This is a genomic window from Pseudomonas sp. WJP1 (genome assembly GCF_028471945.1).
In the GTDB taxonomy this organism is placed as follows: Bacteria; Pseudomonadota; Gammaproteobacteria; order Pseudomonadales; family Pseudomonadaceae; genus Aquipseudomonas.
Map to the genome: position 1 here is coordinate 2,313,251 of NZ_CP110128.1, position 26,442 is coordinate 2,339,692.

23 protein-coding genes and 1 pseudogene are annotated in these 26,442 nt (G+C 60.0%); 4 read left to right on the forward strand and 20 right to left on the reverse strand.

The window, feature by feature from the left end:
- Positions 1 to 25: 25 nt before the first annotated feature.
- Positions 26 to 1,390 (reverse strand): MFS transporter, encoded by a 1,365-nt coding sequence (locus tag OH720_RS10435; RefSeq protein WP_272605535.1) that lies wholly within the window; start codon positions 1,388 to 1,390, stop codon positions 26 to 28.
- 81 nt (positions 1,391 to 1,471) lie between these two features.
- The gene (gene kdgD / locus OH720_RS10440) at positions 1,472 to 2,383 is read right to left on the reverse strand and encodes a 5-dehydro-4-deoxyglucarate dehydratase (RefSeq protein WP_008062190.1); all 912 of its coding nucleotides are present in this window, start codon (positions 2,381 to 2,383) and stop codon (positions 1,472 to 1,474) included.
- A 371-nt stretch (positions 2,384 to 2,754) separates the two neighbouring features.
- Between kdgD and OH720_RS10445 the strand changes: the two genes are divergently transcribed.
- Complete coding sequence (locus OH720_RS10445) at positions 2,755 to 3,465, forward strand: FadR/GntR family transcriptional regulator (RefSeq protein ID WP_272605536.1); 711 nt, start codon at positions 2,755 to 2,757, stop codon at positions 3,463 to 3,465.
- Here the strand turns inward: OH720_RS10445 and OH720_RS10450 are convergent.
- From OH720_RS10450 to OH720_RS10470, 5 genes and pseudogenes are all read right to left on the reverse strand, one after another.
- Positions 3,383 to 4,042: a dihydrofolate reductase family protein gene (locus OH720_RS10450; protein ID WP_272605537.1), complete on the reverse strand. Its 660-nt coding sequence runs from the start codon at positions 4,040 to 4,042 to the stop codon at positions 3,383 to 3,385. The two genes, OH720_RS10445 and OH720_RS10450, sit on opposite strands and share 83 nt — an antisense overlap.
- Before the next feature lie 780 nt (positions 4,043 to 4,822).
- A pseudogene (locus OH720_RS10455) lies at positions 4,823 to 4,912 on the reverse strand (outer membrane lipoprotein carrier protein LolA); the annotation flags it as partial.
- A gap of 19 nt (positions 4,913 to 4,931) precedes the next feature.
- Positions 4,932 to 5,603 (reverse strand): GNAT family N-acetyltransferase, encoded by a 672-nt coding sequence (locus tag OH720_RS10460; RefSeq protein WP_272605538.1) that lies wholly within the window; start codon positions 5,601 to 5,603, stop codon positions 4,932 to 4,934.
- Between the two features lie 17 nt (positions 5,604 to 5,620).
- Positions 5,621 to 6,067, reverse strand: coding sequence for a GNAT family N-acetyltransferase (locus tag OH720_RS10465; RefSeq protein ID WP_272605539.1), 447 nt, complete (start codon positions 6,065 to 6,067; stop codon positions 5,621 to 5,623).
- A gap of 9 nt (positions 6,068 to 6,076) precedes the next feature.
- Positions 6,077 to 6,700 carry an FMN-binding negative transcriptional regulator gene (locus OH720_RS10470; RefSeq protein WP_272605540.1) on the reverse strand — a complete coding sequence of 208 codons (624 nt, stop codon included), beginning with the start codon at positions 6,698 to 6,700 and terminating at the stop codon, positions 6,077 to 6,079.
- Between the two features lie 90 nt (positions 6,701 to 6,790).
- On the opposite strand from OH720_RS10470, the gene pdxR reads away from it, so the two are divergent.
- On the forward strand, positions 6,791 to 8,323 hold the full coding sequence (pdxR, locus tag OH720_RS10475) for a MocR-like pyridoxine biosynthesis transcription factor PdxR (protein ID WP_272605541.1): 1,533 nt from the start codon (positions 6,791 to 6,793) through the stop codon (positions 8,321 to 8,323).
- A gap of 32 nt (positions 8,324 to 8,355) precedes the next feature.
- On the opposite strand, the gene OH720_RS10480 is transcribed toward pdxR, so the two are convergent.
- The 7 genes from OH720_RS10480 to OH720_RS10510 all read right to left on the reverse strand — a co-directional run bounded on the left by OH720_RS10480 (position 8,356) and on the right by OH720_RS10510 (position 20,212).
- Positions 8,356 to 12,933 (reverse strand): dermonecrotic toxin domain-containing protein, encoded by a 4,578-nt coding sequence (locus OH720_RS10480; protein ID WP_272605542.1) that lies wholly within the window; start codon positions 12,931 to 12,933, stop codon positions 8,356 to 8,358.
- A gap of 244 nt (positions 12,934 to 13,177) precedes the next feature.
- Complete coding sequence (locus OH720_RS10485; RefSeq protein WP_272605543.1) at positions 13,178 to 14,278, reverse strand: polyamine ABC transporter substrate-binding protein; 1,101 nt, start codon at positions 14,276 to 14,278, stop codon at positions 13,178 to 13,180.
- Positions 14,279 to 14,295: 17 nt separating this feature from the next.
- Entirely contained in the window at positions 14,296 to 15,324 is a 1,029-nt protein-coding gene (locus OH720_RS10490; RefSeq protein WP_272605544.1) for a histone deacetylase family protein, read from the reverse strand.
- A gap of 1,045 nt (positions 15,325 to 16,369) precedes the next feature.
- A complete protein-coding gene (locus OH720_RS10495; RefSeq protein ID WP_272605545.1) occupies positions 16,370 to 17,362 on the reverse strand; it encodes an AraC family transcriptional regulator in 993 nt (330 codons plus the stop codon).
- Between the two features lie 64 nt (positions 17,363 to 17,426).
- Complete coding sequence (locus OH720_RS10500; RefSeq protein WP_272605546.1) at positions 17,427 to 18,056, reverse strand: LysE family translocator; 630 nt, start codon at positions 18,054 to 18,056, stop codon at positions 17,427 to 17,429.
- 72 nt (positions 18,057 to 18,128) lie between these two features.
- The gene (locus OH720_RS10505) at positions 18,129 to 19,478 is read right to left on the reverse strand and encodes an NCS2 family permease (protein ID WP_008057280.1); all 1,350 of its coding nucleotides are present in this window, start codon (positions 19,476 to 19,478) and stop codon (positions 18,129 to 18,131) included.
- Between the two features lie 290 nt (positions 19,479 to 19,768).
- Positions 19,769 to 20,212 carry a MarR family winged helix-turn-helix transcriptional regulator gene (locus OH720_RS10510; protein WP_272605547.1) on the reverse strand — a complete coding sequence of 148 codons (444 nt, stop codon included), beginning with the start codon at positions 20,210 to 20,212 and terminating at the stop codon, positions 19,769 to 19,771.
- Positions 20,213 to 20,294: 82 nt separating this feature from the next.
- Between OH720_RS10510 and OH720_RS10515 the strand changes: the two genes are divergently transcribed.
- Positions 20,295 to 21,461 carry an aminotransferase-like domain-containing protein gene (locus OH720_RS10515; protein WP_272605548.1) on the forward strand — a complete coding sequence of 389 codons (1,167 nt, stop codon included), beginning with the start codon at positions 20,295 to 20,297 and terminating at the stop codon, positions 21,459 to 21,461.
- Positions 21,462 to 21,612: 151 nt separating this feature from the next.
- Here OH720_RS10515 and OH720_RS10520 read toward each other — a convergent pair whose 3' ends face one another.
- The 5 genes from OH720_RS10520 to OH720_RS10540 form a co-directional block, all read right to left on the reverse strand.
- The gene (locus tag OH720_RS10520) at positions 21,613 to 21,984 is read right to left on the reverse strand and encodes a glutathione S-transferase N-terminal domain-containing protein (RefSeq protein WP_180206028.1); all 372 of its coding nucleotides are present in this window, start codon (positions 21,982 to 21,984) and stop codon (positions 21,613 to 21,615) included.
- Between the two features lie 104 nt (positions 21,985 to 22,088).
- The gene (folE, locus tag OH720_RS10525) at positions 22,089 to 22,634 is read right to left on the reverse strand and encodes a GTP cyclohydrolase I FolE (protein WP_008057275.1); all 546 of its coding nucleotides are present in this window, start codon (positions 22,632 to 22,634) and stop codon (positions 22,089 to 22,091) included.
- Positions 22,635 to 22,711: 77 nt separating this feature from the next.
- Complete coding sequence (locus OH720_RS10530) at positions 22,712 to 23,269, reverse strand: Smr/MutS family protein (protein WP_008057274.1); 558 nt, start codon at positions 23,267 to 23,269, stop codon at positions 22,712 to 22,714.
- 87 nt (positions 23,270 to 23,356) lie between these two features.
- The gene (locus tag OH720_RS10535; RefSeq protein WP_180206026.1) at positions 23,357 to 23,677 is read right to left on the reverse strand and encodes a hypothetical protein; all 321 of its coding nucleotides are present in this window, start codon (positions 23,675 to 23,677) and stop codon (positions 23,357 to 23,359) included.
- Positions 23,678 to 23,808: 131 nt separating this feature from the next.
- Positions 23,809 to 24,399, reverse strand: coding sequence for a cysteine hydrolase family protein (locus tag OH720_RS10540; RefSeq protein WP_008057272.1), 591 nt, complete (start codon positions 24,397 to 24,399; stop codon positions 23,809 to 23,811).
- A gap of 239 nt (positions 24,400 to 24,638) precedes the next feature.
- Between OH720_RS10540 and prmB the strand changes: the two genes are divergently transcribed.
- Positions 24,639 to 25,547 carry a 50S ribosomal protein L3 N(5)-glutamine methyltransferase gene (gene prmB / locus OH720_RS10545; RefSeq protein WP_272605549.1) on the forward strand — a complete coding sequence of 303 codons (909 nt, stop codon included), beginning with the start codon at positions 24,639 to 24,641 and terminating at the stop codon, positions 25,545 to 25,547.
- Between the two features lie 37 nt (positions 25,548 to 25,584).
- On the opposite strand, the gene OH720_RS10550 is transcribed toward prmB, so the two are convergent.
- The gene (locus OH720_RS10550; RefSeq protein WP_272605550.1) at positions 25,585 to 26,376 is read right to left on the reverse strand and encodes a hypothetical protein; all 792 of its coding nucleotides are present in this window, start codon (positions 26,374 to 26,376) and stop codon (positions 25,585 to 25,587) included.
- Positions 26,377 to 26,442: the final 66 nt, after the last annotated feature.

Here is a 26,442-nt window from a genome sequence, read left to right on the forward strand (position 1 = left end):
AGAGGTCGTTCAGCGATCAATGGGGTCAGTGCGCTTTGACTGTCGCACCCGTTGGAGCGCCGTTCGGCGATGTCGGCAGGGAGGATGGCTTGGGTGAAGTCCTGGCAAAAAACACCAGTATCGCGGCGAGTACCGAGGTGCCGGCCAGGCCATAGAGGCCGCCTTGAATCGAGCCGGTGGTCTGTTCCAGGAAGCCGAAGGTCGTCGGTGCCACGAAACCACCCAGGTTGCCGATCGAGTTGATCAGCGCGATGACGGCGGCGGCGATACGGGCATCCAGGTAGCCCTGGGGAATGGGCCAGAACAATGAGGACGCGGACTTGAAGCCGATGGCAGCGAAGCAGATGGCGACGAAGGCGAAGATCGGCCCACCGGTGGTGGACAGGAACATGCCGGCAGCGGCAATCAACAGGGCGGTGGCGACCCAGGCTTGCTGGAATTTGAACTTGCCCGACAGCGCCGCAAAGGAGTACATGGCGATGATGGAGATCAGCCAGGGAATCGAGTTGAAAAACCCTACCTGCACGTCGCTCAGGTCACCCATCTTCTTGATGATGCTGGGAAGCCAGAAGGTCGCGGCGTAGATCGTCAGCTGAATGCAGAAGTACAAGGCGCAAAACAGCAGGATCTGACGATCTTTCAGGAGCTTGCCGATGGTCGGCTTGATGGTGGTCAGGGCTTCACGCTCACGTTGCTCCTGATCGATAGCGCCGACCAGTGCATCTTGCTCTTCTCGCGTCAGCCACTTGGCGTCGTGGGGTTTGGAGTCCAGCCAGAACCAGACAAAACCGCCGATAACGACAGAGGCCAGGCCTTCGATGGCGAACATCCACTGCCAGCCGTGGAAACCAAAGCCTTCGATCTGCAACAGGACACCCGACAGCGGGCCGGAAATCAGCGACGCAACGGCTGAACCACTGAGGAAGATGGCGATGGCTTTACCGCGCTCGACGCCTGGCAGCCAGCGGGTGAAGTAGTAGATCACGCCAGGGAAGAAGCCTGCTTCGGCCACGCCGAGCAAGAACCGCAGAATGTAGAAGTGGGTTTCGTTCTGGATGAACGCCATCATCGTGGCGACGATGCCCCAGGTGAACATGATGCGCGTCAGCCAGATACGGGCTCCGACTTTTTGCAGCAGCATGTTGGAAGGTACTTCGAAGAGCGCGTAGCCGATGAAAAACAGGCCGGCACCCAGCCCGTAGGCGGCAGCACCGATACCGAGGTCATGTTCCATGTGCGTGCGCACGAAACCGATATTGACCCGGTCGATGTAGTTGAGGATGAACATGATCACGAAAAGCGGGAGTACATGTCTCTTCACTTTGCTCACGGCGCGCGTGAGTACCGAATCATCTTCTGCAACGACAGATGCATTGTTTGAATTGTTCACAATTCAAATCTCCCACTGATTATTTTTATGCGGGTTTGAGCGTGTCGCCGGCGGCTTGGCCGCCGGTTGTAGCGGGTCGAACTACTGGGGGCCAAGCTTCCTGATCAGGGCATCCAGTTCTTCCATTTCATTTGGCAGCAAGTCGGTCAGTGGTGCTCGCACGGGGCCGGCATCGTGGCCCACCAGTTTGGCACCGGCCTTGACGATACTCACGCCATAGCCTTCGCAGCGATTGCGGATATCCAGGTAAGGGAGGAAGAAATCATCGATGAGCTTGCCCACGGTTTCGTGGTCTTGGGCAGCGATCGCCCGGTAGAACTCCATGGCCGTTTTCGGAATGAAGTTGAATACCGCTGAAGAGTAGACCGGCACGCCCAGCGCTTTATAAGCCGCGGCATACACTTCGGCGGTTGGCAGGCCACCGAGGTAGGTCAGGCGTTCGCCCAGGCGGCGACGGATCGAAACCATGCTTTCAATGTCGCCCACGCCGTCCTTGAATCCGATCAGGTTAGGGCAGCGATCAGCCAGCTTTTCCAGGCTGTCGGCATTCAATCGGCAAACATTGCGGTTGTAGACCACGACCCCGAAGTCCACTGATTTGCAGACTTGTTCGACATGAGCGACCAGACCTTCCTGGCTGGCTTCGGTCAGGTAGTGCGGCAGCAGCAGCACACCCGCCGCGCCGAGACGTTCTGCTTCCTGGGCGTAAGCGATAGCTTGGCGGGTAGGGCCACCGGTACCGGCGAGAATCGGCACCTCGCCACGGCAGGTGTCCACCGCAACCTTGATGATCTGTGAGTACTCGCTCGCTTCGAGCGAAAAGAATTCGCCCGTGCCGCCCGCCGCGAACAGCGCGCTGGCGCCGTAGGGAGCCAGCCATTCAAGGCGCTTGGCATAGGTGTCTGCACGGAAGTCGCCGGCTGCGTTGAAGTCGGTCAACGGAAAAGACAGGAGGCCTTCAGAAAGGATGGACTTGAGTTCTTGAGGATTCATGTGATTCGCCTGCATCGCTGGTTTTTGTCGAGATGTCTGGTGCGCTTGTGTTGATAGACATCATACAAGTGGTTTTTCTGATCTGCAATGCACCGGCGGTCGTTTTGTCTTCAGATGAGGGCTTCAAATAGCTTTGTTGGGTGTTTTGTCCAGTGTTTACTGAGGTTGTAGCGCTTTGATGGGTGGGATTGGGGTGGCCTTGCATGTCAGACAAGTGGTGGCTATAAAGCTCAGAATGAAAGTAATAGATGTGTTGTCATACAAGATGGTGCCGTTCTATGATTCGAACCAGCGGAGTACGTCCGCATTTCGCCAGAGAATCTCTGGTGGGTGTTAAGCTCTGCGGAGCAAAATCCTGTGGACTCGAACCTATGCAAATTGAAAGCGGAACGCCTGTCCGTAGACGATCCAATAATCTGGCTCAGGGCGTGGTGGAAGCACTGACCCAGCGCATCTTGCTCGGACAATTGAAGCCAGGCGAAAAGCTGCCCTCGGAATCGACCATCGTTCTCGAGCATGGTGTGAGTCGTACCGTTGTCCGGGAGGCTATTTCCAAGCTGCAAGCTTCGGGTTTGGTGGAAACACGCCACGGCATCGGCACATTTGTGCTGGAGCAACCCTCCCAGCCAGGGCTGCGCCTGCATGTGGATACGGTTGCAAAAGTCAGGAGCATGCTGGAATTGAGACTGGGCCTGGAGGTGCAGGCTGTTGCGCTGGCAGCCGTTCGCCGAACGGACGATCAGCTCGCGCGCCTGCGCCAGGCCTTGAGTGATTACCAGGCCTCGCTGGCCAACAACGACAGTTGCGTCGAGGAAGACAAGCGCTTCCACCAGATCATTGCCGAGGCGACCGGCAATACATTTTTCACGGAAATCATGCAGCACTTGGGCAATGCCATGATTCCCCGTACCCAGGTGAAAGTCGACGAGCGCGGAGGCGCCGACTTTTCGCAATTGGGGCACCTGGCGAACCTGGAGCATGAAGCGATTTTTAACGCGATCAAGCGTCAGGATCCCGATGCGGCTCGAGCGGCGATGGTGCTGCACCTGACGAACAGCCGGGATCGGTTTTCGGGAGATTGAAGTGATCTTGAAGCCGTAGTGAGGGAGTTTTCACTCCATCATCGGCTTTCACGTCCAGGATGCATTCGATAGCGCCGCTGTGCAGCGTGCGCTGTTTTCTGAGGATGACCTCAAGCGCGCGGTCAACGGGCAGCACAGGAACACCGGTGCCGAGAAAAACCGGAATGGTGGTGATGAACAGTTGCTGCAACTCCCCGGCATCGGCAAAACAGGCAGCCGTTTTGCCGCCGCCAACGAGCCAGACATTCTTGCCCTTCGCCGCTTGCCTGGCCCTGGCCGCGATAGCACCGGCATCACCCTGTACTAAGGTGATATCCAGATTGGCGGGGACTGACAGATTCCGGTTGCTCATGACAAAGGCGGGTACATCCTGATAGGGCCAGTCATCGGGAGCGTTCGACATGATCCAGTCATAGGTCTGCGACCCCATGACCACCGCTCCGACCGTCTGGTAAAAATCATCATAGGCCGTTGCGTCATCCCCCAGCGCAAAGTTCTCCAGCCAATCCAGTTTGTGTTGTTGAGTGGCAATAAAACCATCCAGGGTGGCGGCTACGTAATAGATCAGCGTCGACATGTGTTTTCCTTTTAATCAAGCAGCCGGGAAATGACCCGTAAATGAAGAGCCCCTCTGGAAAGTGGCGTGGGGCGATCGTGATCATTTATTTTGGGAAGGCGAAGATAATGCCGTTCCTGCTTGGCAGGCGCTTTACCTGTTTGACGATAAAGCTGCTGTTTTCAATGAGGGTTCTGAATTCAACTTCGTTGCGCTCCTTGCCTTCGGCGATCGAACAAGGACAGCATGTAAAGATCCATATTTGCGCCCGTGGAATTGGGCTGGGTACTTTCACTCTGGGCAATCACCAGGTCAACTACAACTAGCAACGCATTGTCCAACATGCGCCGCCGCTAGGTGGGCGCTGCTCGGCCACTCTTGCGATACGCGATACCAATTGCAAAATGCAAAGGTCGGTGACCACGTGAAAAGAGACTTCAAGTAACAGGCCCGACAGACTGGGGTCTTTTGGATTTGAATTTTAGGCGATGTGCGACTGTTGTAGTTGGGTTTATGATTGACTATTTAGATTGAAAATAAAATGACAAGTAGTAGCAAGATGTTGCAAGAGGCCAGAAGTTTGGGTGAGAAGTCAATTTTAGGAATGATCTGTAGGAATGATCAGGAAAAACCAAACCTCAAATAATAAGTTCTGGAAATATGGGGGGCTCCAGCCACGCAACTTGCCAAGTGATGGGTTTTCAGGATTCGGATCTATTTATTACAATAAAATATAGATCCGTCCCCATTTCCGGTCAGGCGTTGCGGCAGGCCTGTAGATGCCGGTTGAATGCCAACCGCCACTGTAGGAGCGAGCATGCTCGCGAAGAATCTAAGAGCGCCGTGGGGTGCCAGGTTTCCAGCGTTATCGTTGACGACCATCGCGAGCATGCTCGCTCCTACACAATCCTCAACTACGACACTCCGCCAACCCTTTCACCTGCCCCGAATCCGTCTGGTTTTCATCACTCAACCAGCGTTCGAACCCCGCGCCAATCGCCGGCCATTCCGAATCGATGATCGAATACCAGGCGGTATCGCGGTTCTGCCCCTTGACCACCATGTGCTGGCGGAAGACGCCTTCGAAACTGAAGCCCAGGCGCTCGGCCGCGTATTTGGAGCGGGCGTTGCCGTTGTTGCATTTCCACTCGAGGCGCCGGTAGCCGAGGGCGAACGATTCCTTGGCCAGCAGGTAGACGGCCTCGGTGCTCCTGGGTGAGCGTTGCATCGGTGCGCCGAAGGTGACGTGGCCAATTTCGATGCGGCCCTGGGCCGGGACGATCGACATCAGGCTGAGGATGCCTTGCACTTCGCCGCTGGCGCGGTCGATCACACTGAAAAAGTAGGGGTCGCTGCTGGCGGCGTGGTTGTCCAGCCAGTCGTTGAATGCGCTGCGTTCCGGGAAAGGGCCGTAAGGCAGGTAATCCCACAGTTTCGGGTCGGCGCCTGGACCTTGCAGGGCGTTGAACAAGTCGTCGCCGTGGCGCGCCGGGTCGAGTTTTTCCAGGCGGATGAAACGCCCTTCGATCAGTTGGACCGTCGGGGCCGGGACGCCTTTCCAGTCGGCGAGTGAAGTCGACATGCTGTTCTCCTTGAACCTTAGATGGCTTTGCGAAACTGGATGAAACCCGGACGCTCGGCGATGCGCTCGTAGAGCTGGATCGCGGTGGCGTTGGTTTCGTGGGTCAGCCAATGCACCTTGTTGCAGCCGTCGGCCTTGGCCGTGGCGTAGACAAATTCGATCAACTGGCGGCCAACGCCGGTGCCACGGGATTCGGGTGTCACCAGCAGATCTTGCAGGTAGCAGGCGTTTTCAATGCTCCAGTTGGAACGATGGTAGATGAAATGCACCATGCCCACCGCCTTGCCGTCGAGCCAGGCGAGGGCGGCATGGGTGGGTTCGTTCGGGTCGAGCATACGCTGCCAGGTGCTTTGGCTGACGGTCTCTGGCAGTTCGGTGTTGTAGAAACGCAGGTAGGCCTGCCACAGCGGCAGCCATGCGGCGTGGTCATCGGCGCTGACCGGGCGGATGTCGATCTGGCTCATGTTCATTCCTTAGGGCATCAAATGGGCGAGGGCCTGGTCGTGTGCGTCGGGGCTGGCAGCCAGCCCTGCGCGCACGCCAGCGATGTCGGCGGCGTTGCGGTTCTGGCTGAGCTTGCGTTTGCCTTCCAGGCGCTGGATCGGCAGGGCGAAACCGACGATGGCCTTGAGCATGCCCTCGATGTAATCGGCGGGGGCATCGGCGACTTTCCACGGTTGCGCGCGACCGGCTTCGTGGCGATCGGTCAAGGCGCTGACCAGTGAGTGCAGGCGCTCGGCATCGCTGAACACTTCAGCGTTGCCATAGGCATGCACGGCCACGTAGTTCCAGGTTGGCACGACTTTGCCGTCCTCGGCTTTGCTCGGGTAAAACCCGGGGCTCACATAGGCATCGGCGCCGGCAAAAATGACCAGTGATTCGGCGCCGTCCTGCAGTGCTTTCCACTGTGGGTTGGCCTTGGCGAAATGGCCATACAGGGTACCGTTGGGACCCTCGTCGGTATTGAGCAGCAAGGGCAGATGACTGGCTTGCAGGCCGTGTTCACCATGGGTAACCAGCACGGCGAGGCGGGTGCCGAGGATCTGTTGCTGCAGCTCATGCAAATCGTTGAGGGCAAAGGCGCGGGGCGTATACATGGAAATATTCCTTGGCGAATGCCTGCATCCTAGGCAGGCTATTGGTCTGTTGTAAGAGCCATTAACGACAAATTTCATAGGTCCATTGCCATGACGGACGCGCCGCTGTCCCTGTCCTTCAACCCGGCGGGTATCGAACTCGACCGCCGCCAGGGCTTGAGTCGCCAGCTCTATCAGGCCTTGCGGGTACGGGTGCTCGACGGGCGCCTGGCCAGCGGTACGCGATTACCGGCGAGCCGGGACCTGGCGGCGGCCCTGGCGATTTCCCGCAACAGCGTGGTGCGGGCCTACGACCAGCTCTACGCCGAGGGTTTTATTGAAGGGCGGGTAGGTGACGGGACCTATGTCGCGCAATTGCCCCAGGCGCCGTTGCCCGGCAGGAAAGCCGCGACGAAAGCTTCGCCGGACGCCTCTGCCAAGGATCTGGAGGTGCCTGCGGTGGCTGCCACTAAAGTCGCTCGCAGCGGCGCTTTGGCGCGGTTGGAAAACAACCATCTGCCGACGCCTCCGAGCGGCCCGCCGCGGGCCTTTCGGGTCGGCGTGCCGGCCTTCGATCTGTTTCCGTTCGAGGTGTGGGCCAAGCTGAATGCGGCGTTCTGGCGTAAACCGGATCTGCAGCAGCTGTGTTACGGCGCGCCCCAGGGCGATGCGCGATTGCGCGGGATGATCGCAGCGTATTTGCGCAGTTCTCGCGGCATGCAGTGCACGGCGGAGCAAATTGTCGTCACCAGCGGCGCGCAGCAAGGGATCAGCCTGTGTGCGCAGTTGCTGGTGGAACCGGGGGACGGGGTGGCGGTTGAAAACCCCGGGTATCGGGCGGCCGGGCATGCGTTTGCGGTGGCCGGTGGGCGATTGCACGGCATCGCGGTGGACAGCGAGGGCATTGATTGCCGCGAACTGGCGCGCCTGGACGATTGTCGCCTGGCGTACGTGACGCCCTCGCATCAATACCCTTTGGGCGTAGTGATGAGTCTGGCGCGACGCCTGGAATTGCTGGCCTGGGCCGAGCGCAACCAGGGCTGGATCGTCGAGGACGATTATGACGGCGAGTACCGATACAGCGGCGCACCGCTGGCACCCTTGGCCGCGCTCGATCGTCACGGTCGGGTGCTCTATGTCGGTACGTTCGGCAAAGTGGCCTTTCCCGCCCTGCGCCTGGGCTACCTGGTGCTGCCGCCGGCATTGGTCGAGGCGTTTGCCCAGCGGCGGGCGGTGGATGTGCGGCATTCCGAGGTGAGCACCCAGGCGGTGATGGCCGAATTCATGGCCGCCGGGCATTTTCAGCGTCATGTGCGGCGCATGCGGCGTGCCGCATTGAGCCGCCGCAACACACTATTGGCCAACTGGCCCGCAGACATTGCCGGTGTTGGCCAACTGCCGGGCGTGGCCGCCGGATTGCACATGACGGTGACGGTCGACACGCTGGCCCGCGAACAAGCACTGATAGAAGCCGCGGCCAGCGTCGACGTCGAGATCAATGGCCTGAGCAACTACTGGATGGCGGATTCGCACAACACACCCGATCAACGCGCCGGGCTGGTATTGGGGTTTGCCGCGGTGCCGGAGGAGGCGATCAGCGCGGCACTTGGACGATTGAGCAAGGCCTGGCGCAGGACTCGCTGAAAGCGCGAGTCCTGGCAGGCACGGGTTGTTTTTCAGGAACCCGAAGCGCGTGGGTTGTTTATTGACAAGAACAACTCATCCGCCAGCTTCGGGCTGATTTCGCTGCGGTAAACAGCGATCAACTCGTTGTTGGAGACAGGTTTGCGCTGATCCAGTGCACCGCCGAGCAGACGTTGGGATTCGGTTTTCAGGTGGGCTGCGGTGTAGGTTTTAGGGGCGGTGTCCGGGCCCGAATAGTGGAAGTGGGCGTACCAAAGCACTTTTGCAGTGCCCTGTTCGCGTATCTCATATTCTTCGAGGTAGTCGTTTTTATGCCCCTTGAGTCGACGTCGGTCGGGTGTCTTGGCAATGGTGATCAGCTTCTTGCTCATCAGCCATTCGACACGAGCCGCAGTGGGGGGCTGTTCCTTGGTCATGCGGATCCGGGCCAGGCGACCTTTTTCAAAGAGCTCGGTCGCGCGCTCGGTGAGCTGTTTGGCCAGCAGGGCGGCTGAAGGCTGCCCGTCGTCCGTCGCATTGTTATCGGTGAGGGCGTCTTCGATCGTATTGGCCGCTGCTTCCAGGCGACTGGCGTGCTGGTGAAACATTTCCTCGATTTCCGTCGGATTGCGTCCCGCCACCTTCGAATGACCCTCGGTTCGGCGAATGAACGACGGCAATTGATCCACCAGCATCTGGCCCTTCTGCAGGCTGGTTGGCAAATCAGGACGTACCTGGGCAGGTGCCTGCTCTGGCGCAGACTCATGCTTGACCCACACGCCAGGTGTTTTCTCATGGAAGGTCGCGGTGACCTCATTGGTCAGAGGGGATATCACATCGACCCATTCGGTGTTGTCTGCCGCCGTGCGCACACGGGGTTTACCGACTATGGTGCCTTTGTAACGGGTCTTGATGATGCGTTTTGAGACCGGGGCCGGGCGAGAAGGGCCGGGTGTCGGTTCGAGAGATTTGCGCTCATGCAACAGCTCGGTGAGCTGTTTCACGCTGTGTTCCTTAAATGCTTCGATCCGCTGGCGCATCAGGTCCAGTGGTGGTTGCAGCAACTGCCGCGGGTATTCGCCAGGCAGGTCGAGTATCCGCAGGTCGAGGATGGCGAACTGTTCTACCAACTCGCTGAAACCGTCGATCCGCTCAGGCAGGGGCAGTGCATCGTCCTGTTCGGCGAGGTCCAGCGCAGACTGGATGGTCAGGCCTGTATCCTCGACAAGTTGTGTCATGGCTTGTCGGGCCGGCGCCGTGTCCACCGAGGCGCTGTCACTCAGGCAGAGTTCCTGGGCAAGGCTGATCTGGAACAGTTTCAGATCCTTCAGTGCGAATCGAGGCAGCGCCTCCTTTCCCTCTCGGGCCACTTCGGCCGCTTCCTTGCCCAGCCGTTTGAGCTCTTCAATGCGTGCCTGGGCGAACTCGATCTTGTCGATAAAGCCCTGGGTCAGGTCACTGGTGAGCTGGTGGGTCTGGCGTGGAGTCTGTGCGCCGTCCCCCGGCTCGTTGTCCAGCAGCGCGAGGGATCGACGCATGCGTTCGCCAAACACCCTGTCTTGCTGCGTGAACCACGTCTTCGTCAGGAACAACTGATGATCCAGGCAGTCGACCAGGACCGCGCGGTAGTTGGGGATCGATTCAATGCTGTTGTAAGCCTTGAGCTGTTCGATGAAAGTGCCGAACTCGACCAAATGCGCATCCAGTGTTTCGATCAGGCGTTGCCGATGGGGGTCGACCACGTCTGTGGCGGGTGCCGTTACTGCCTTCTGCGCGGCATCGAGCTCCTCCGTCAGCCGGGTTTTGCGACTTTCAAACGCTGTCAGTTGCAGTTTCAGCCTGTCCTTGCGTTGCTCGTTTTGCAGTGCGAGTGCTTTTCGGCTGCGGCCTCCGCCGCGCAGTCGCAAGCGCGTATCGACGAACCATTGTCCCTGCGCGGAATGAATCAGCAGGGGACCTGTGCGTGACGGTGTCATGCGCGTGTCGATGATTTGCACATCGCCATCGTCGTTGAGCCAGACCTCGAACCAGCGCTGGCCGACCTGGGCATACCACTTTTGCGCGAGCGGGCTCAGGTAGCGGTGGGGGCCGGGTTGGTTCGACGGGTTTTCGAGCCCGGCGGGCTTGGCGATGGCCAGTCGGTCCAGCACGGACGCCAGGCTCGCTGGCGACAAAATGCCGAAGGCGTGCAGGGGTGTCGGGTGGTTGTCGGGCAGGTGGTGAGCGACGATGTCGGGCATCTGCGTCACGGTGGTGGCCGCGACCGGTTTTTCGAGCGCTGGCGTGGCGGTCTCAAGGCGTGGGGCGCGCGGCTTGTTGCGCGTGGCGGCGTGGTGCGCCAGGACCATGCCCAGGGTCAGGAACAGGTCGGTCAGCGCGGTCCATGCATGCGCGGAATCATCCGCTTCCCGGGCTTCACGCGCCTGTTCCAGATCGTCCATGATCTGCCAGATCCAGGCAGCCGTCGCAGCCGTACGCCCGAGAAAGGGCAACGTCACATTGAACAGCATCCAGGCCGCTTGTTTGAGGGTGGCCCAACGGCTTTGCGCATTGGACACCGACTGCCGGTCGGCCAGGGTGATTAAGGCGTTGGCGTTGGCGCTGAACAGGGCCGGCAAGGCAGGTTGCGGCATAGGCGACGAACCCAGGGTCACGGCGCCCATCATCCCCAGCAGCGAGGCTGGATCGACCAGCCATTGGGACAAGGTCCAGACGGAAGGCAGCTCGCCAGGGAACACGTACTGCGAGTAATTGAAGCGAACGTCGTCGGCCAGCCAGGCCAGGACCGACTGGCGCAACGCCTTGCTGTGCTTGATGGCGTACAGCAGGTCCGCTTCGCCAGGGTATTGCAGCAGTGGATGATCGAGCAGTGGCCGATACAGCAGGCAGGGGCCTTTTTCGGCTTGTCGCGGCCCGATCACGAACATGTTGGCGACTTCGTCAGCCTTGCCGTCGTTGCGTCCGCCTGGAATGAAAGCCAGTGGGCGAATGATGATTTCCAGGCCCTCGACATAACGATCCGCCGCCTTTTCCTGCAAGGCCGCGACGACATAGCGATAACCCAGGTCATCGATGCCGGCTTCGCCACGGATCTTCGATTGCAGCGTTTGCAGCGGTAGCTGAATGCGCAGGTCGTCGGCGTAGAGTTGCTGGCGCCGGGACTTTTCCGTCGGGTCGTCGAGCAGCGTGCGCTTGATCAGCTTGGGGTAGGTTTCGCCGATGTTCACGGCGCTCACCAGGCTGTCCACATAGGCCGGCGTCAACCATGACGCCACCGCTGATCCGTCACGGTATTGCACGGTTTTGTTACCCCAGGGCAGGGCCGTCAGGTTCTGCAACGCCAGGTCGACGAGAGACAGCGTGACGGTTTCGGTCTTGCCGGGCACCGCGAATGTCCCGAGGATCACCGGGCGAGTGCTGCTGATTTGAATGTCCTCCAGGCGCGGCAGGGTGGCTTGCGGATGATCCTTTGTCATCTGCTCTCGTAAGGCCTTCAGGGCAAATTCGCGCAACGCAGCAATGCCATCGTTGAACGACTTCCCGGCATGCTGCTCGCGTAACAAGGCCAAGTCCATCAAGTGCCGACTGTAGCGAGTGAGGTCTACCGTCGAGGCATCGAGCAGCCAGTCCTGCAACTGATGCTCGACCTGGCTGAAACGCGTGGGGTGCTGTTGCACGAGCTTTTCGAAATGACCGGGCGCTGCTGCGATCCGTGGCGTCAGCAGCGATATCGCCGTCTCACTGAGCGAGCCGATGGCCTGGATTTCCAGGGCGATCAACGCACAGGCCTGCTGCTCGAAAAAATTGCCCGTGGGTTCGTAAAGGCGCCACTGCAGTTGTCGAGCATTTATCGATGAAGTGAAGCGCTTGCGAAGGGCTTCGCCAAATGCTGCCAACGAGTCGTACTGACTGAATCCGTCGGTGATCGAATGCGTAACGACCAGCGTGCGTTCCCCCAGCGTGCCGACAATGACGGCGGTGTCCATCAGCTGCCGGTGTTCGCTGCGCTGTTGGTCGAGCTCGTCGATGTCGATCAGGCAGGCGCGTGTCTGGTACTTGTCGTGGGCCTGGCGCTCGGCCTGTTGCGGGTAGTTGTAGACGGTCAGGGCCATCGCCCGTTGGTCTTCGTCCCAGTCATCGGGTTTGCCGTCGTTCCAGAGGCTGTGCAGGCCTTCGCTGATTTGATGCCAGCGCGGTTTATCGGGGGCGATGGTTTGATTCCAGTAGTCCAGTTGTTGTTCCTGATAGGACACGAAAAACAACCGGGCCAGGCGATTGAGCAGGCAGCCGATGGCATCGATCTTTACCGGCAGCTTGATACCCGGCTCGACGCCCGGTTGCCGGGTCAAAAAGTGCTCCCCTTCGATGTAGGTGGCTGTCGCGCCGGACAGGATGAGCCGTACCAGGGCGTCGGTCAGGGATTCGAAGCGGCTGTTACCGGGCAAGACCTGGTTGTCGGTAAGGGTCCAGACGGGCGTGGCCACCATGGTCAGGTTTGGATCGATATGCAGTTGCGGATATTCGGTGTCGAGGGCAGTGCGGATCGAGGTCGACGCGACTTCCCTGATCGAAGGGCCGGTCACCAGTTGAGTGAGAATGTCGTCGGGGTTGCTGGAGGGCGTGGCGGGCATGGCCGTTTCCTGTGTCCGGTGAAGCGCTGAGGGCACAGCGCAGGGTCCGGGCACGGTAGAGGGCAGGTGGGGGCGGGAGGTGGTAGATAGTTATTGCAGGCAAAATAGAATTCTGTAGGAGCGTGCGGCGATCCGACTTGCCCGCGAAGGCGGTCGAAAGGTCAGTGCAATACTCGAGGCCGCTTTCGCCGGCAAGCCGGGCTCCTACAGGATTCTCCGTTTACTCAGTTCCCTGTGTATCGCTTCAAGTCCCCGACTTGATCTTGGTCCACGCCCGGGTGCGTGCGCGTTCGGCATCGCGCGGCAGCGGTTGCAGGGTGTAGAGGGTGCCCATGGCCGCTTCGGTCGGGTACAGGTTCGGGTTGTTGCGGATCGCCGGGTCGACCAGTTCCGTGGCGTCCTTGTTCGGGTTCGGATAACCCACGAAGTCGCTGACAGGCGCGATCACCTGGGGCTGCAGCAGGTAGTTGATGAAGGTGTAGGCGTCTTGCGGGTTCTTCGCGCCTTTCGGGATGGAGAGCATGTCGAACCAGATCGGCGCACCTTCCTTGGGCAGGCGCATGTCGACAACCACTCCGTTCTTGGCTTCCTTGGCACGGTTGGCGGCCTGGGAGAAGCTGCCGGAGTAGCCGACGGCGACGCAGATGTCACCATTGGCGATGTCGGCCATGTACTTGGACGAGTGGAAGTAGGTGACGTGCGGACGGATCTTCATCAGCAGTGCTTCAGCCTTGTCGTAGTCCGCAGGCTTTTTGCTGTTGGGATCCAGGCCAAGGTGTTGCAGGGCCAGGGGCAGGATCTCCGACGGCGAATCGAGCAGGGCGACGCCGCACTGCTTGAGCTTGCTGATGTTCTCTTCCTTGAAGATCAGGTCCCAGCTGTCCACCGGCGCGTTTTCACCGAGTGCGGCCTTGACCTTGTCCGGGTTGAAGCCGATCAGGATGGTGCCGTACATGTACGGGACGGCGAACTTGTTGCCCGGGTCGTTGGCCTCGATCAGCTTCATCAGCTTGGGATCGAGGTGGTTCCAGTTTGGTAGTTTGCTGCGATCCAGTGGCTGGAACACCCCGGCTTCAATCTGCTTGGCCAGGAACACGTTGGACGGCACCACCACGTCGTAGCCGGAGTTGCCGGTCAGCAGCTTGGCTTCCAGCGCTTCGTTGGTGTCGAAGATGTCATAGACCAGTTTGGTCTGTGGATTCTGGGTCTTGAAATCTTCCAGGGCCTTGGGGGTGATGTAGTCGAACCAGTTGTAGACGCGCAACGTTCGTTCTTCTGCATGAGCGCCGCCACCGAGCACCGTGGCGCACAGGGCCGGAACGATAAACCGCTTGAGATTTTTCATTATTTTGCGATTCCTTGTTAAGCGTTTTCAAAGCCTTCAAGAACGTTGACGGCGTTGATGCCGATCTCTTCTACCGCGTAACCGCCTTCCATCACGAACAGCGTCGGCACGCCAAGCCTGGCGATGCGTTTGCCCATGGCCAGGTAATCGGGGCTGTCGAGCTTGAACTGGGAGATCGGGTCGTCCTTGAACGTATCCACGCCCAGGGACACGACGACGATGTCGGCGCCATAGGTTTCGATCTCGTTGCAGGCCTGCTCCAGCGCCGCGCTCCAGCTATCCCAGCCGCTGCCGGCGGGCAAAGGATAGTTGAAGTTGAAGCCTTCACCGGCGCCTTCGCCGCGCTCGTCCTCATAGCCGAGGAAGAACGGGAACTCGGCTTCCGGGTGGCCATGGATCGAAGTGAACAGCACGTCGCTGCGCTCGTAGAAAATCGACTGGGTGCCGTTGCCGTGGTGGTAGTCGACATCGAGGATCGCGACTTTCTTGTGGCCCTGGTCGAGAAAGGCCTGGGCGGCGATGGCAGCGTTGTTGAGGTAGCAATAACCTCCCATCAAGTCGCTGGCGGCGTGGTGTCCTGGTGGACGGCACAGGGCGAAGGCACTGCGCGCGCCGCGCTGGATTTCTGCTTGCGCGGTGAGGGCGACTTGCGCCGCGCTGTACGCGGCTTGCCAGGTGCCGGCGGTGATTGGCGCGCCGCCGTCGAAGCTGTAGTAGCCCAGTTCGCCGTGCAGGCTGGTGGGCTTAACGCGACGCAAGGTGCGGGCCGGCCAGGTGTAGGGCAGCAAGTCACCGTCGGTGTTGAACGCGGTCCAGCGTGCCCAGGCGCCTTTGAAAAAGTCGAGATAGTCGCGGCTGTGGATGCGCTCGATTGGCCCCAGGCCAAAATCCTTCGGCGCTTCTACCGGGCCCAGGTTCTGCTTTTGCACACGTGACAGCACATGGTCGGCACGCGAAGGCATTTCAAAGCAGGGCTTGAGTTGCCCGTCGATGAGTTCGCATCGGCCATGGTGCAGGTGGTGATCGTCCGAGTAGATCGTCAGCATTTTATTGTTCTCCACAGGCGGGTTCGGTTGCACACAGTCTTGGGGCGCGGACGATTTCGGAGAACGGCAGGAAAGGCCAAAAGGGGATTAATGTGGCCAAAATAATTGACCGAAATTCGCCCCTGCAGGTGTGTATTTGGATTGGGTGTATATCCGTTGCTGCGGTACCACCCATGGTTTCGCATTTACTGTAGGAGCCAGCGGTGCGGCGATCCGACTTGCCGGCGAAGGCGTCCTGACATTCGATGATTGTCTTTCAGGTGTACATATCCATTCCTGCGGTAACGGCCACCTATGGTTTCGCTCTTACAGCGAGTCACTTGGAAAAGCCCCAAGTAACCAAGGGCTCTTGCCCCTGGCGTTCGGTGCCTCGCTAATGCTCGGCATGCCCTCGCTCCGGTCCTGCTCCGTGGGTCGCCGCGATGGGCCATCCATGGCCCAGCGCGGCTAAACCGGCATCCATGCCGGTTTACCCACTGCACAGAACCTCCACTCGGCCTCTCGAGGGGGCAAGAAAATCAAAAGCCAGATCAAGATCAAACGCAAAAGCGAGGCGGCCTGACAGCCGAGCTAATTGGGAGCCGTACGCGTTTCCCCTGTAGGAGCCAGGCTTGCCGGCGAAGAACGATAACGCGGTACAACAGATACACCGCAGCGCCTGGTTCGCCGGCAAGTCGGATCGCCGCACCGCTGGGGATTGGGGGTATCTGCAAAAGTCAGGTCGGCTTTAAGGCCGCCTCGCTTTGGTTTTTGATCTGGGTGCCCCGTTAACCACGCTGGCCGAACGCAGGCATTGCGCAGTGGGTAAACCGGCAGGACGCCGGTTTAGCCGCGCTGGGCCATGGATGGTCCATCGCGGCGACCCACGGAGCAATGCCGGAGAGAGGGCATGCCGAGCCTAGGCGAGGCACCGAGTGGTGGGGCAAGAGCGCTTTGGTTACTTTCGCGCTTTTCGAAAGTGACTCGCCGTAAGGGCGAAACCATAAGCCGCCGTTACCGCAGCAATGGATATGCCCCCAATCCAGATGATGCGGCCTTTTGCTCTTCAGGGCCGGAACTGACTCGGCGCCACACCACTCCACCGCACAAACGCATGGCGAAAACTCGCGGTCTCGCTGAAACCCAATGCTTCGGCGATCCGATAGATCGGCATCTGGTCTTCACAGAGCAACAGCTTTGCCTGCTCGAACCTGAGTTCATCGAGCAATTCCTGATAGCTGCAACCCAGCTCCTTGAGATGCCGGCGTAACGTACGAGCTGAACAATTCATCTGCTCGGCCAACCCTTCGAGCCCCGGTGCCGCATGCAATTGTGTGCTGAGCAACTGGCGGATCCGCCCCAGCCAGGCCTGGCGCCCGGTAAACTCGGTATTCTGCTTGCGGCAGCGCTCGGCCATGGCCTGGTGGGTGATGGCATCGGCCAGGGGCAAGGGCTGGTCCAGCCAGCGCTTGTCGAACGCGAAGGCGTTGTCCTGCGCCCCGAAGTGCAGGGGGCAGTTGAAGTGATCGTAATAGGACGCTTCATAGTCGGGCGCTGCATGCTCCAAGCGTGCAGCCAGCAGCGGCAATGGGTGACCGAGCAGGTCGTCGCAGGTGACCTTCAGCGACACCAGGCAAAATTCGGCGTTGAACGCCGCCAGCGCCGGATTCTCCCGATAATCGGCGGCGACAAACCAGACGCGTTCATCGTCCTCTTCCAGGCTCAGTTCGAAAAGTGTTCCCAACAGCGCCGGATAACGCATCGCCAGGCGCAATGCGTCACCGAAGGTGGCACTGGTGAGCAAGGCGTAGCCGAGCATGCCGTAGGACGAAACGTGCATGCGTCGACCCAGTTCCAGGCCGATATCGTGCTTGAGCGCGACGGCGTTGGCGCAGACCTGCATCTCTTGATTGGTGGTGATGCGCGTGTCCGCCCGGGCCAGATCCGCGGCGCAGATGCCACTGCCGGCGAGCAGGGTGTCGCTGGGCAGGCCTTGGGCCTTGAAGGTGTCGAGCACCAGGGAAACGGCGTTGAGGGTGGTGAGGTGGGAGTGGAGCATGCTCGATTCCGGCGTGGGGGTGCCAGAACCGAGCAACTTGTGTGCCGGTTTACCTCAGCAGGCCTTAATGGCTACTGAGCAAGGACGCAGCCCCGGCACCGCCGAACAGTCCGGCACTGATCCGGTTGAACCAGCTCTGGCCCTTGCCACTGCGCAGATACCGCGCCGCGCCGTGGGCGCCGAGGCCGTAGGCCAGCTTGCACAGCAGGTCGAGTACGGTCCAGGTGGCGATCATCACCAGCAGTTGCGGCAGGAACGCTTGCTCGGCGCTCAAGAATTGCGGCAGAAACGCGGCGAAGAACAGAATGTCCTTGGGATTGCTCGCGCCCAACATGAAGGCGCGCCCGAACAGGGCGCGAAAGCGTGGCACCGCTACGGCCTGAGGCACTTCGGCTCCGTGGGACGGTTGGCGAGACTGCTGCCAGCTCTGCCAGGCGAGGTAGAACAGGTACAGCGCGCCGACGATTTTCAGGGCGCTGAACAACTGTTCCGATGCCAGCAGCAGGGCGCCCAGGCCCAGCGCCGAAGCACTCAACAGACAGATCGAGGCAATCACGCCACCGAGAAACGCCGGGTAGGAACGCACCAGGCCGTAATTCAAACTGTTGCTGATCATCAGCAAAGACAGTGGCCCCGGGATCAGGATCACCACCAGCGCAGCGCCGCTGAACAGCAGCCAGGTTTCCAGACTCATCACTTTCCTCCATTTGCACAAAAGCCTCACCCGACGGGGTGAGGCTGGTTTGACGCGCGTAACCGCCGAGGCTTACAGAAAGATGAACTTGGCAATGAAAATTGCGCAGAGCACCCACAGGCTGACGGAGATTTCCTTGTACTTGCCGGTGCCGGCCTTCAACGCCACGTAGGTGATGAAGCCCAGCGCGATACCGTCGGCGACCGAGAAGGTCAGCGGCATCATGATTGCCGTGACGATCGCCGGAATGCTGTCGGTCGCCTCGTCCCATTCGATGTGGGCCATGCCGCCCATCATCAGCATGGCCACATAGATCAGCGCACCGGCCGTTGCATAGGCGGGGATCATCCCGGCCAGCGGCGCGAAGAACATGGCTGCAATAAATAGCACACCTACGGTCACTGCGGTAAGACCAGTCCGACCACCTGCCGCCACGCCCGCGGCACTTTCCACGTAGCTGGTGACGGGTGGAACGCCGACAACTGCACCGAAAACACTGGATGCACTGTCGGCTTTCATGGCACGCGAGAGGTTTTCGATGCGACCGTCAGCGCCCACCAGGTTGGCGCGCTGGGCCACACCCATCAAGGTGCCGGCGGTGTCGAACATGTGCACGAAGAGGAAGGCCAGCACCACGCTGATCATGCTGACGTTGAACACGCCGGCAACGTTCATGGCCATCCAGGTCGGGGCCAGGCTCGGTGGGGCGGACATGATGCCCTCGTAGTGCACCAGGCCCAGGCCCCAACCGGCCAGGGTCACGGTGATGATGCTGATGAGGATCGCGCCGAACACCTTGTGGTAGCTAAGGATGGCGATCATCAGGAAACACACGGCGGCGAGCAGCGGGCCAGGCTCGCGCAGGGAGCCGAGCTTGATCAGGGTGGCCGGGCTATCGACGACGATGCCTGCGGTTTTCAAGCCGATCAGCCCGAGGAACAGGCCTACGCCAGCGCCCATGGCGTAGCGCAGGCTGACCGGAATGCTGTTGAGCAGCCATTCGCGGATGCGCGAGAAGGTCAGGATCATGAACAGCACGCCGGACACGAACACCGCACCCAGCGCGGTTTCCCAGTTGTAGCCCATGGTGCCGACAACGGTGTAGGTGAAGAAAGCGTTCAGGCCCATGCCCGGTGCCAGGCCGACCGGCCAGTTGGCGTACAGGCCCATCAACAGGCAGCCCAAGGCTGCGGCAATGCAGGTGGCGACGAAAGCCGCGCCATGGTCGATCCCGGCGTCCGCCATGATGTTGGGGTTGACGAAGATGATGTAGGCCATGGTGATGAAGGTTGTCAGACCGGCAATCAACTCGGTCTTCACCGTGGTGCCATGCAAGCTGAGTTTAAAGATGCGCTCCAGCCAGCCATTGCGTATAGGCGGCGAGAGATCCAGCGTCGATGCTTCGGATTTGCGGCTTTCCACAGCGAGGTACTCCTCAAGAGTTTTATTTTTATTTCCAGGGCCGGACCCATGAGGGTGGCAGCGGCCCTTTGAGGCACTTGCGAATTTGTTGACCGTTAGGTCAGGAACTCGCACGAAGTGGATTATGCTTTTGTATACAAATAAAGCAAATAATGTTTTTGGTTTTGTGGACGAAAAGTTTGGCAATCGGGATATATCGCCAGATTCGGCCCCTTCGCGAGCAGGCTCGCTCCCACAAGGGACCGCATTCCCCTGTAGGAGCGAGCCTGCTCGCGAAGCTTTTGTGGTGCTCAGATTTTTTGCTGGTTCTCACCAAGCGCCAGATTCACCGCCAGCCACCCATTCACCGCCGTCTCCCCGGCCTCGGCAAACACCCGCTCGAGCAATTTCACCTGCTCACGGCGCAGGGACTGTTCAAACCGCGTGCCTTCGGCGGTCAATTCCAGCAGCCGCTTACGCTTGTCGGTCTCGGACGCCACGCTGTCGACCAGATGCATCTCCAGCAGTTGCCGCAACGGCATGTTCAGCGCCTGTTTACTCACGCCGAGCAAGGCCAGCAGCTCCTTGACGCTGAGGTTCGGGTAGCGGGCGATGAAAAACACGATGCGCTGATGCACCCGACTCAGGCCACGCCGTTCGAGCATTTCATCGGCCTTGGCGGTGAAGGCCTGGTAGCCGAAGAAAAACGCTTCCATGGCCTGCTGCTGGGAAATCGGGTTTTTAAGGTCAATCATGTTGACGTATCCGTTCGAGCTGTCGTAATTTCGGTCAACAAGTTTGACTCATTTTCCTCTGGCCTCGCTACCGGTGACCCCCATGGCTTTTTCCGAACGTGTTTCGCGCCTTAAAAGTTCCTTGATCCGTGAAATCCTCGCGGCTGCACAGCGTCCGCAAGTGATGTCGTTCGCCGGGGGCTTGCCGGCCGAAGCCATGCTGCCGAAGGTCGAGTGGGACCGGATGCCGGTGTCCATGGGCCAATACGGCATGAGTGAAGGCGAACCGGCCTTGCGTGAAGCCCTGGCCGCACAGGCGCGAGCGCTGGGGGTGGCCTGCGAGGCGAGTCAGGTGCTGGTGGTCAGTGGGTCCCAGCAAACCCTCGACCTGGCCGCCAAGCTCTATATCGACAAAGGCACCGAGGTTTTGCTCGAAGCACCGACCTACCTGGCGGCCCTGCAGATCTTCCAGCTGTTCGGCGCCGATTGCCTCACGGTGCCGCTGGAAGCGGACGGCCCGAACCTGGTGCAACTGCGTTCGCGCCTGGAAAAACATCGCCCGGCGTTCATCTACCTGATCCCGACCTTCCAGAATCCTTCGGCGGTGCGTTACAGCGAAGCCAAGCGCGAAGCGGTCGCGGCGTTGCTGGATGAGTTCGGCGTGACCTTGATCGAAGACGAGCCTTACCGTGAACTGACTTTTGATGGTGGCAGCGCCAAACCGATTGCCGCACGCCTGAAAAAAGCCAGCTGGATCTACACCGGCACGGTGTCGAAAACGCTGCTGCCGGGTTTGCGCGTCGGGTATCTGATCGCCAGCCCGGACCTGTTCCCGCATCTGCTCAAGCTCAAGCAGTCGGCGGACTTGCACACCAATCGGGTCGGCCAGTGGCAAGCGCTGCAATGGATCGGCAGCGAGCCCTACCAGCGGCACCTGAGTGAGTTGCGTGGTTTTTACCGGGTGCGTCGCGACGCCTTCCAGGCCGCGCTGCAGACGCATTTTGCCGACCTGGCGGATTGGCATGTGCCCCAGGGCGGGCTGTTTTTCTGGCTGACGCTCAAGCAGCCGCTGGACACCCGTACGCTACTCAATGCCGCGTTGGCCAATGACGTGGCGTTCATGCCGGGTGAGCCGTTCTTCCCTGAGCCGGATAATCATCACGGGCATTTGCGGCTGAATTTCAGCCACATCGACCCGGCGCGGCTGGAGGAGGGGATCAGGCGGTTGGCGGCGGTGGTGCGACAAGCGCAGGCGGCACTAGCGGCTTGAAGAAAAAAACCGGCTCAAGGTCCGGTTTTTTTTAGCGTTTGTGCGGGCCTCATCGCCAGCAGGCTGGCTCCCACAGGGGATTTGTGGTGTTCACAAAACCTGTGGGAGCCAGCCTGCTGGCGATGGGGCCATCCATCACACCACAAACAAATCAGGCTGCCGCGAAACGCTTGTCCAGATAATCAATGATCACCTTGGACTCATACATCCATGTGGTCTGGCCATTCTCTTCGATGCGCAGGCACGGCACCTTGATCTTGCCGCCGTGCTCGAGCAGGGCCTGGCGATCCTGTTCGTTGTTTTTCGCGTCGCGCAGGGCCACCGGTACGTTCAGGCGGCGCAGGGTGCGGCGGGTTTTCACGCAGAACGGGCAGGCATGGAACTGATACAGGGTCAGGCCCTTGGCGGCGGTTTCGACCTGGGCCTGGGCGGCGGCAGGGCGCTGCTTCTTGCCTGGACGGGTGATGAAGTCGATGAAGATGATCAGTTGGCCCAGGCCAACACGAAGCGCTTTTACGAACACGTTGAAAGCCTCACGGTGCGAATGAAGAAAGGGGCGCAGCTTACCTGATTTTTCCAGGGCGAAAAAAAACCGGCGATGAATGCCGGTTCTCTTCGTGCCGCGAATTACTTGATCAAGCTGAGAAACTCGCTGCGAGTCGCGGCGTTCTCACGGAATTCGCCGAGCATCACCGAGGTGATCATCGTCGAGTTCTGCTTTTCCACACCGCGCATCATCATGCACATGTGCTTGGCCTCGATCACCACGGCAACGCCCAGGGCGCCGGTGACCTGCTGGACGGCATCGGCAATCTGGCGGCTGAGGTTTTCCTGGATCTGCAGGCGGCGGGCGTACATATCGACGATCCGCGCGACTTTCGACAAGCCCAGTACCTTGCCGCTCGGGATGTAGGCCACATGGGCCTTACCGATGAACGGCAGCAGGTGGTGTTCGCACAACGAGTACAACTCGATGTCCTTTACCAGCACCATTTCGCTGTTGTCGGAGCTGAACAAGGCACCGTTGGTGACCTCTTCCAGTGACTGTTCATAACCGCGGCAGAGGTACTGCATGGCTTTGGCGGCACGTTTTGGCGTGTCGAGCAGGCCCTCGCGGGAGGGATCCTCGCCCAGTTGGCCTAGGATCGCGGTGTAATTCTGTTCCAGGGACATGAAACTACCTGTGGGATTTTACGCAAAGGGCAAGGGTACGGTGGCGGACACGGCGCTGCAAGCACGGCGCATCAGGTTTACTCGTCGCGACCTTCCATCATGGTCCGTTTGAGCATCACATAAACGGCTCCAGCACCGCCATGCCTGGCTTGGCATGAAGTGAAGCCAAGTACCTGTGGATGCTGGCGCAGCCAGGTGTTGACGTGACTTTTGATCATCGGCCGCTTGCCGTCCAGGCGCACGGCCTTGCCGTGGGTGACGCGCACGCAGCGGATTTCGAATTTGGTCGCTTCAGCCAGGAACGCCCAGAGGGTTTCCCGGGCTTTTTCTACGCTCATGCCGTGCAGGTCAAGGCTGCCTTCGAACGGGATCTGCCCGATCTTGAGCTTGCGCATCTGGCTTTCCTGCACACCGTCGCGCGCCCACATCAGTTCGTCCTCCGGGCCGACGTCGATGACGAACTGATCGGACAGCCCGTCAACAGTGGTGGCATCGGTGCGCACGGTGGCGGCCTGGCGCAACTTGGCGATCTGCGCGCGGTCAGCCTTGGGTTTGCCGGTTTCGGCGCGATCGTGCTTGATCGGCTTGACGCCTTGGATCGCACTTTTGAACAGGGAAAAATCGTCGTCTTGCATGTCAGCCTCCGCGAAGGGCGGCCAGTTTACCCAACTCCAGGCGAATCGGGCGCGAGAAAACGTGCGGCGTTGCGCTGCGACTTGCGCTTAGTCGTGTTTTTTCATCAGGTGCGGGGACATGGCCAGCGCATTCGATTGACGTGAGCGCCGGCGGCAGCGACGCCACAGCCAAATGCCCAGGTACAGCACGAACAGGCCCAAGACCAGGATCACGGCCGCGCCCGCCCGGTTGGTGTTCAGCTCGCCCAGGGCCGGAACGTGGCCGAACAGGCTGGCGGCACCGGCCATCGCCAGCAGCACGCCACAGGTCGCCAGCAAGGCAGCAAAGGCTGCGCCGATTCGAAAACGCCAGTTGCTCTGGCCTTTGGGCCGCAAACGGCGAGCGTCAAAACCATCGGATAACTTCATTCCGACCTTCCTCAATGGGTATCGGCCCTTCGACCGGAAGTTGACCGGGATGTTCCTGAGGCTAAGACATTTACGGCATATGAGAGGCTTTTGCGGATGAGCGGCGGTCTAGACCGCTCATGAACCGCCGATCAGACCAGGTCGTTGGTCAGGGCGAGGGCGGCAAAGTTGTCCGCCATGATCGCCATTTCGGTCTGCTGCACATGCTCGGCGCTCAGGACGCCGCCTTTGTACGGCAGATCACGGGTGGCGCAGGCGTCTTCCACCAGGGTGCAGCGGAACCCCAGGTTCTTCGCCGCGCGCACGGTGGTGCTGACACTGGAATGGCTCATGAAGCCACACACCACCAGGTCCACCGAGCCCAGGTCTTCCAGGCGTTTTTTCAGGTCCGTGCCATGGAACGCGCTTGGCAGGATCTTCTCGATCTTGATTTCGCCGGCCAGCGGCTCCAGCCCGGGAATGAACTGGCCGCGCTCGCCGCGGGGGTCGAACAGCCCACCGACGGTGCCGAGATGACTGACATGCACGATCGGCCGGCCGGCCGCGCGGGCTGCAGTCACCAATTTCTTGATGTTCGCAACCGCCGCATCCATGCCGCTCAGGGCCAGGGGACCGCTGAGGTACTCTTTCTGGGCATCGATGATGATCAGGGTCGCATGACTCAGTTTGGCTGCTGCATAACCGCGGCCGCTGAGTTGAAACATCGTTTGTGGAACGGACATTCTGGGGCTCCTTCGAGTGGGGCTTTTGCGACATTGTCCTCTGGCTGAGCGCTTCTGTGAATCGCTACCATCGTAGGCACCGTCGTTACTGGCGTGCAGCGTTGTCAAGTATTGAGTTTTGTTCAATAGCCAGTGAAAAATCCAGAAGAATCCTACATTTACCCCGGTGTTTTTCCTGCGTCGTCGTGACGTCGTTTGACTGGTAGAATCGCCCGTCGATTTTTCTGGAGTTTACCGTCGTGATCACTTCCCGCCTTCGTACCCTGCGTGACCATATCCGTTGGGCCGTCAGCCGCTTCCATGGGGAGGATCTGTTTTTCGGCCATGGCACCGACAACGCCTGGGACGAAGCCCGTCAACTGGTGTTGGGTGCACTGCACTTGCCGTGGGAAATTTCCGACAGTTACCTGGACTGCAATCTGGAAGAAGACGAGCTGGCCCACCTGCAACAGCTGCTCAAGCGCCGCATCGAAGAACGTGTGCCGACCGCCTACCTGCTGGGTGAAGCCTGGTTCTGTGGCATGTCGTTCATCGTCGATGAGCGCGTGCTGATCCCGCGTTCACCGATTGGCGAGCTGATCGAAAACCGTTTCACGCCATGGCTGGGCACCGAGCCTGCGCGGATTCTCGACCTGTGCACCGGCTCCGGCTGCATCGGTATCGCCTGCGCCTACGAGTTCCAGAACGCTGAGGTGGTGCTGGCCGACCTGTCGTTCGAAGCGCTGGAGGTGGCGAACCAGAACATCGAGCGCCACGGCGTCGACGAACGCGTCTACACCGTGCAGGGCGATGGTTTCGATGGTTTGCCGGGGCAGCGTTTCGACCTGATCGTGTCGAACCCGCCGTACGTGGATGCCGAGGACTTCGCCGACATGCCGGACGAATACCAGCACGAACCGGAACTGGGCCTGGCCTGCGGCGATGACGGCCTGAACCTGGTGCGCCGCATGCTTGCCGAGGCGGCGGATCACCTGACCGAGAAGGGCTTGTTGATTGTCGAGGTGGGCAACAGCCAGGTGCACGTCGAGGCGTTGTACCCGGAAGTCGACTTCGCCTGGCTGGAATTCGAGCGTGGCGGGCATGGGGTGTTCATGTTGACGGCCGAGCAGTGCCGGGACCATCAGGCGCTGTTCGCCTCCCGCGTTTAAGCGTGGATCGTTCCCACGCAGAGCGTGGGAACGATCGTTACCGGTGCGTCGCAATCCAGATCAACAAACCCGCCTGAAACACCGCAAACGCCACCAAACAGGTAATGGTGAAACGTAAACCGGCGTCTTCACGCTTGTATTTGCTGACCTTCTCTTCGTGTTTCTTGAGTTTGACTTCCTGCTCGGCCAGGTTCTGCTCGGCTTGCTGGAGCATCTGTGCGGCTTCAAGAATTTCCACGACCTGCAGTTTTTCCGTGTTCCAGTCACTCAGCAGGTCGCCGACCCGCACTTCCTTGACGCTACCCTTCAAATGCTGGGCATCGGCGTAGGCCACATCGAAGCCGTGCACGCGCAAAAAGTGATCGCGGCGCAGGCGCGTGTCTTCGTTCAGTGCGTCCTTGTTGTTGAGGTCGGTGCCGTCGACGGTGTAGCCAGGCCACCTTTTCTTCGCCCAGTTGATGCCGTGGGCGGCCATGAAGCGGCCGATGCCGCGGTTCAGCGGTTCGATCTGCAGGCCGCTGTCGGGTCCAAAATGCACGCGTTTTTCGGCGTGGTGGACCCACACGTCCAGAAGATTCTGTTCCTTGCGCACGCGCTGGCCGGGCAGGGAGACGCTCATGCGCATCAGGCTGCGCAGCTTGTCGTTGCGTTCGGCATAACCGAATTCGACAAAGCGCAGGGGCCGACCACCGGTATTGCGATCAGTCTGCAACGGCGCCAGGCGGAGCATTTTGTGGTGCTCGACGTGAACGTCCGCCCAGGGTAGCTCGACCGCTGGCGGTACGTCCTTTTCAGCGGTGGTGTCGGGTGAAGTCTGGGTATCGGTCATAACGGCGAGATCCTGTCCAAGCTCAACGTGCCGCCAGCCAGTACGCTGGCGACAAAGGCTTATCGG

Bases quoted from the DNA above. Each gene is read 5' to 3' on its own strand.
- OH720_RS10550 (WP_272605550.1), bottom strand. From the start codon at position 26,376: ATGACCGATACCCAGACTTCACCCGACACCACCGCTGAAAAGGACGTA.
- pdxR (WP_272605541.1), top strand. From the start codon at position 6,791: ATGACGGACGCGCCGCTGTCCCTGTCCTTCAACCCGGCGGGTATCGAA.
- OH720_RS10465 (WP_272605539.1), bottom strand. From the start codon at position 6,067: ATGAGCCAGATCGACATCCGCCCGGTCAGCGCCGATGACCACGCCGCA.
- OH720_RS10540 (WP_008057272.1), bottom strand. From the start codon at position 24,399: ATGTCCGTTCCACAAACGATGTTTCAACTCAGCGGCCGCGGTTATGCA.
- OH720_RS10510 (WP_272605547.1), bottom strand. From the start codon at position 20,212: ATGATTGACCTTAAAAACCCGATTTCCCAGCAGCAGGCCATGGAAGCG.
- OH720_RS10450 (WP_272605537.1), bottom strand. From the start codon at position 4,042: ATGTCGACGCTGATCTATTACGTAGCCGCCACCCTGGATGGTTTTATT.
- OH720_RS10480 (WP_272605542.1), bottom strand. From the start codon at position 12,933: ATGCCCGCCACGCCCTCCAGCAACCCCGACGACATTCTCACTCAACTG.
- folE (WP_008057275.1), bottom strand. From the start codon at position 22,634: ATGTCCCTGGAACAGAATTACACCGCGATCCTAGGCCAACTGGGCGAG.
- OH720_RS10460 (WP_272605538.1), bottom strand. From the start codon at position 5,603: ATGTCGACTTCACTCGCCGACTGGAAAGGCGTCCCGGCCCCGACGGTC.
- OH720_RS10535 (WP_180206026.1), bottom strand. From the start codon at position 23,677: ATGAAGTTATCCGATGGTTTTGACGCTCGCCGTTTGCGGCCCAAAGGC.
- OH720_RS10530 (WP_008057274.1), bottom strand. From the start codon at position 23,269: ATGCAAGACGACGATTTTTCCCTGTTCAAAAGTGCGATCCAAGGCGTC.
- OH720_RS10470 (WP_272605540.1), bottom strand. From the start codon at position 6,700: ATGTATACGCCCCGCGCCTTTGCCCTCAACGATTTGCATGAGCTGCAG.
- kdgD (WP_008062190.1), bottom strand. From the start codon at position 2,383: ATGAATCCTCAAGAACTCAAGTCCATCCTTTCTGAAGGCCTCCTGTCT.
- OH720_RS10515 (WP_272605548.1), top strand. From the start codon at position 20,295: ATGGCTTTTTCCGAACGTGTTTCGCGCCTTAAAAGTTCCTTGATCCGT.
- OH720_RS10490 (WP_272605544.1), bottom strand. From the start codon at position 15,324: ATGCTGACGATCTACTCGGACGATCACCACCTGCACCATGGCCGATGC.
- OH720_RS10485 (WP_272605543.1), bottom strand. From the start codon at position 14,278: ATGAAAAATCTCAAGCGGTTTATCGTTCCGGCCCTGTGCGCCACGGTG.
- OH720_RS10495 (WP_272605545.1), bottom strand. From the start codon at position 17,362: ATGCTCCACTCCCACCTCACCACCCTCAACGCCGTTTCCCTGGTGCTC.
- OH720_RS10500 (WP_272605546.1), bottom strand. From the start codon at position 18,056: ATGAGTCTGGAAACCTGGCTGCTGTTCAGCGGCGCTGCGCTGGTGGTG.
- OH720_RS10445 (WP_272605536.1), top strand. From the start codon at position 2,755: ATGCAAATTGAAAGCGGAACGCCTGTCCGTAGACGATCCAATAATCTG.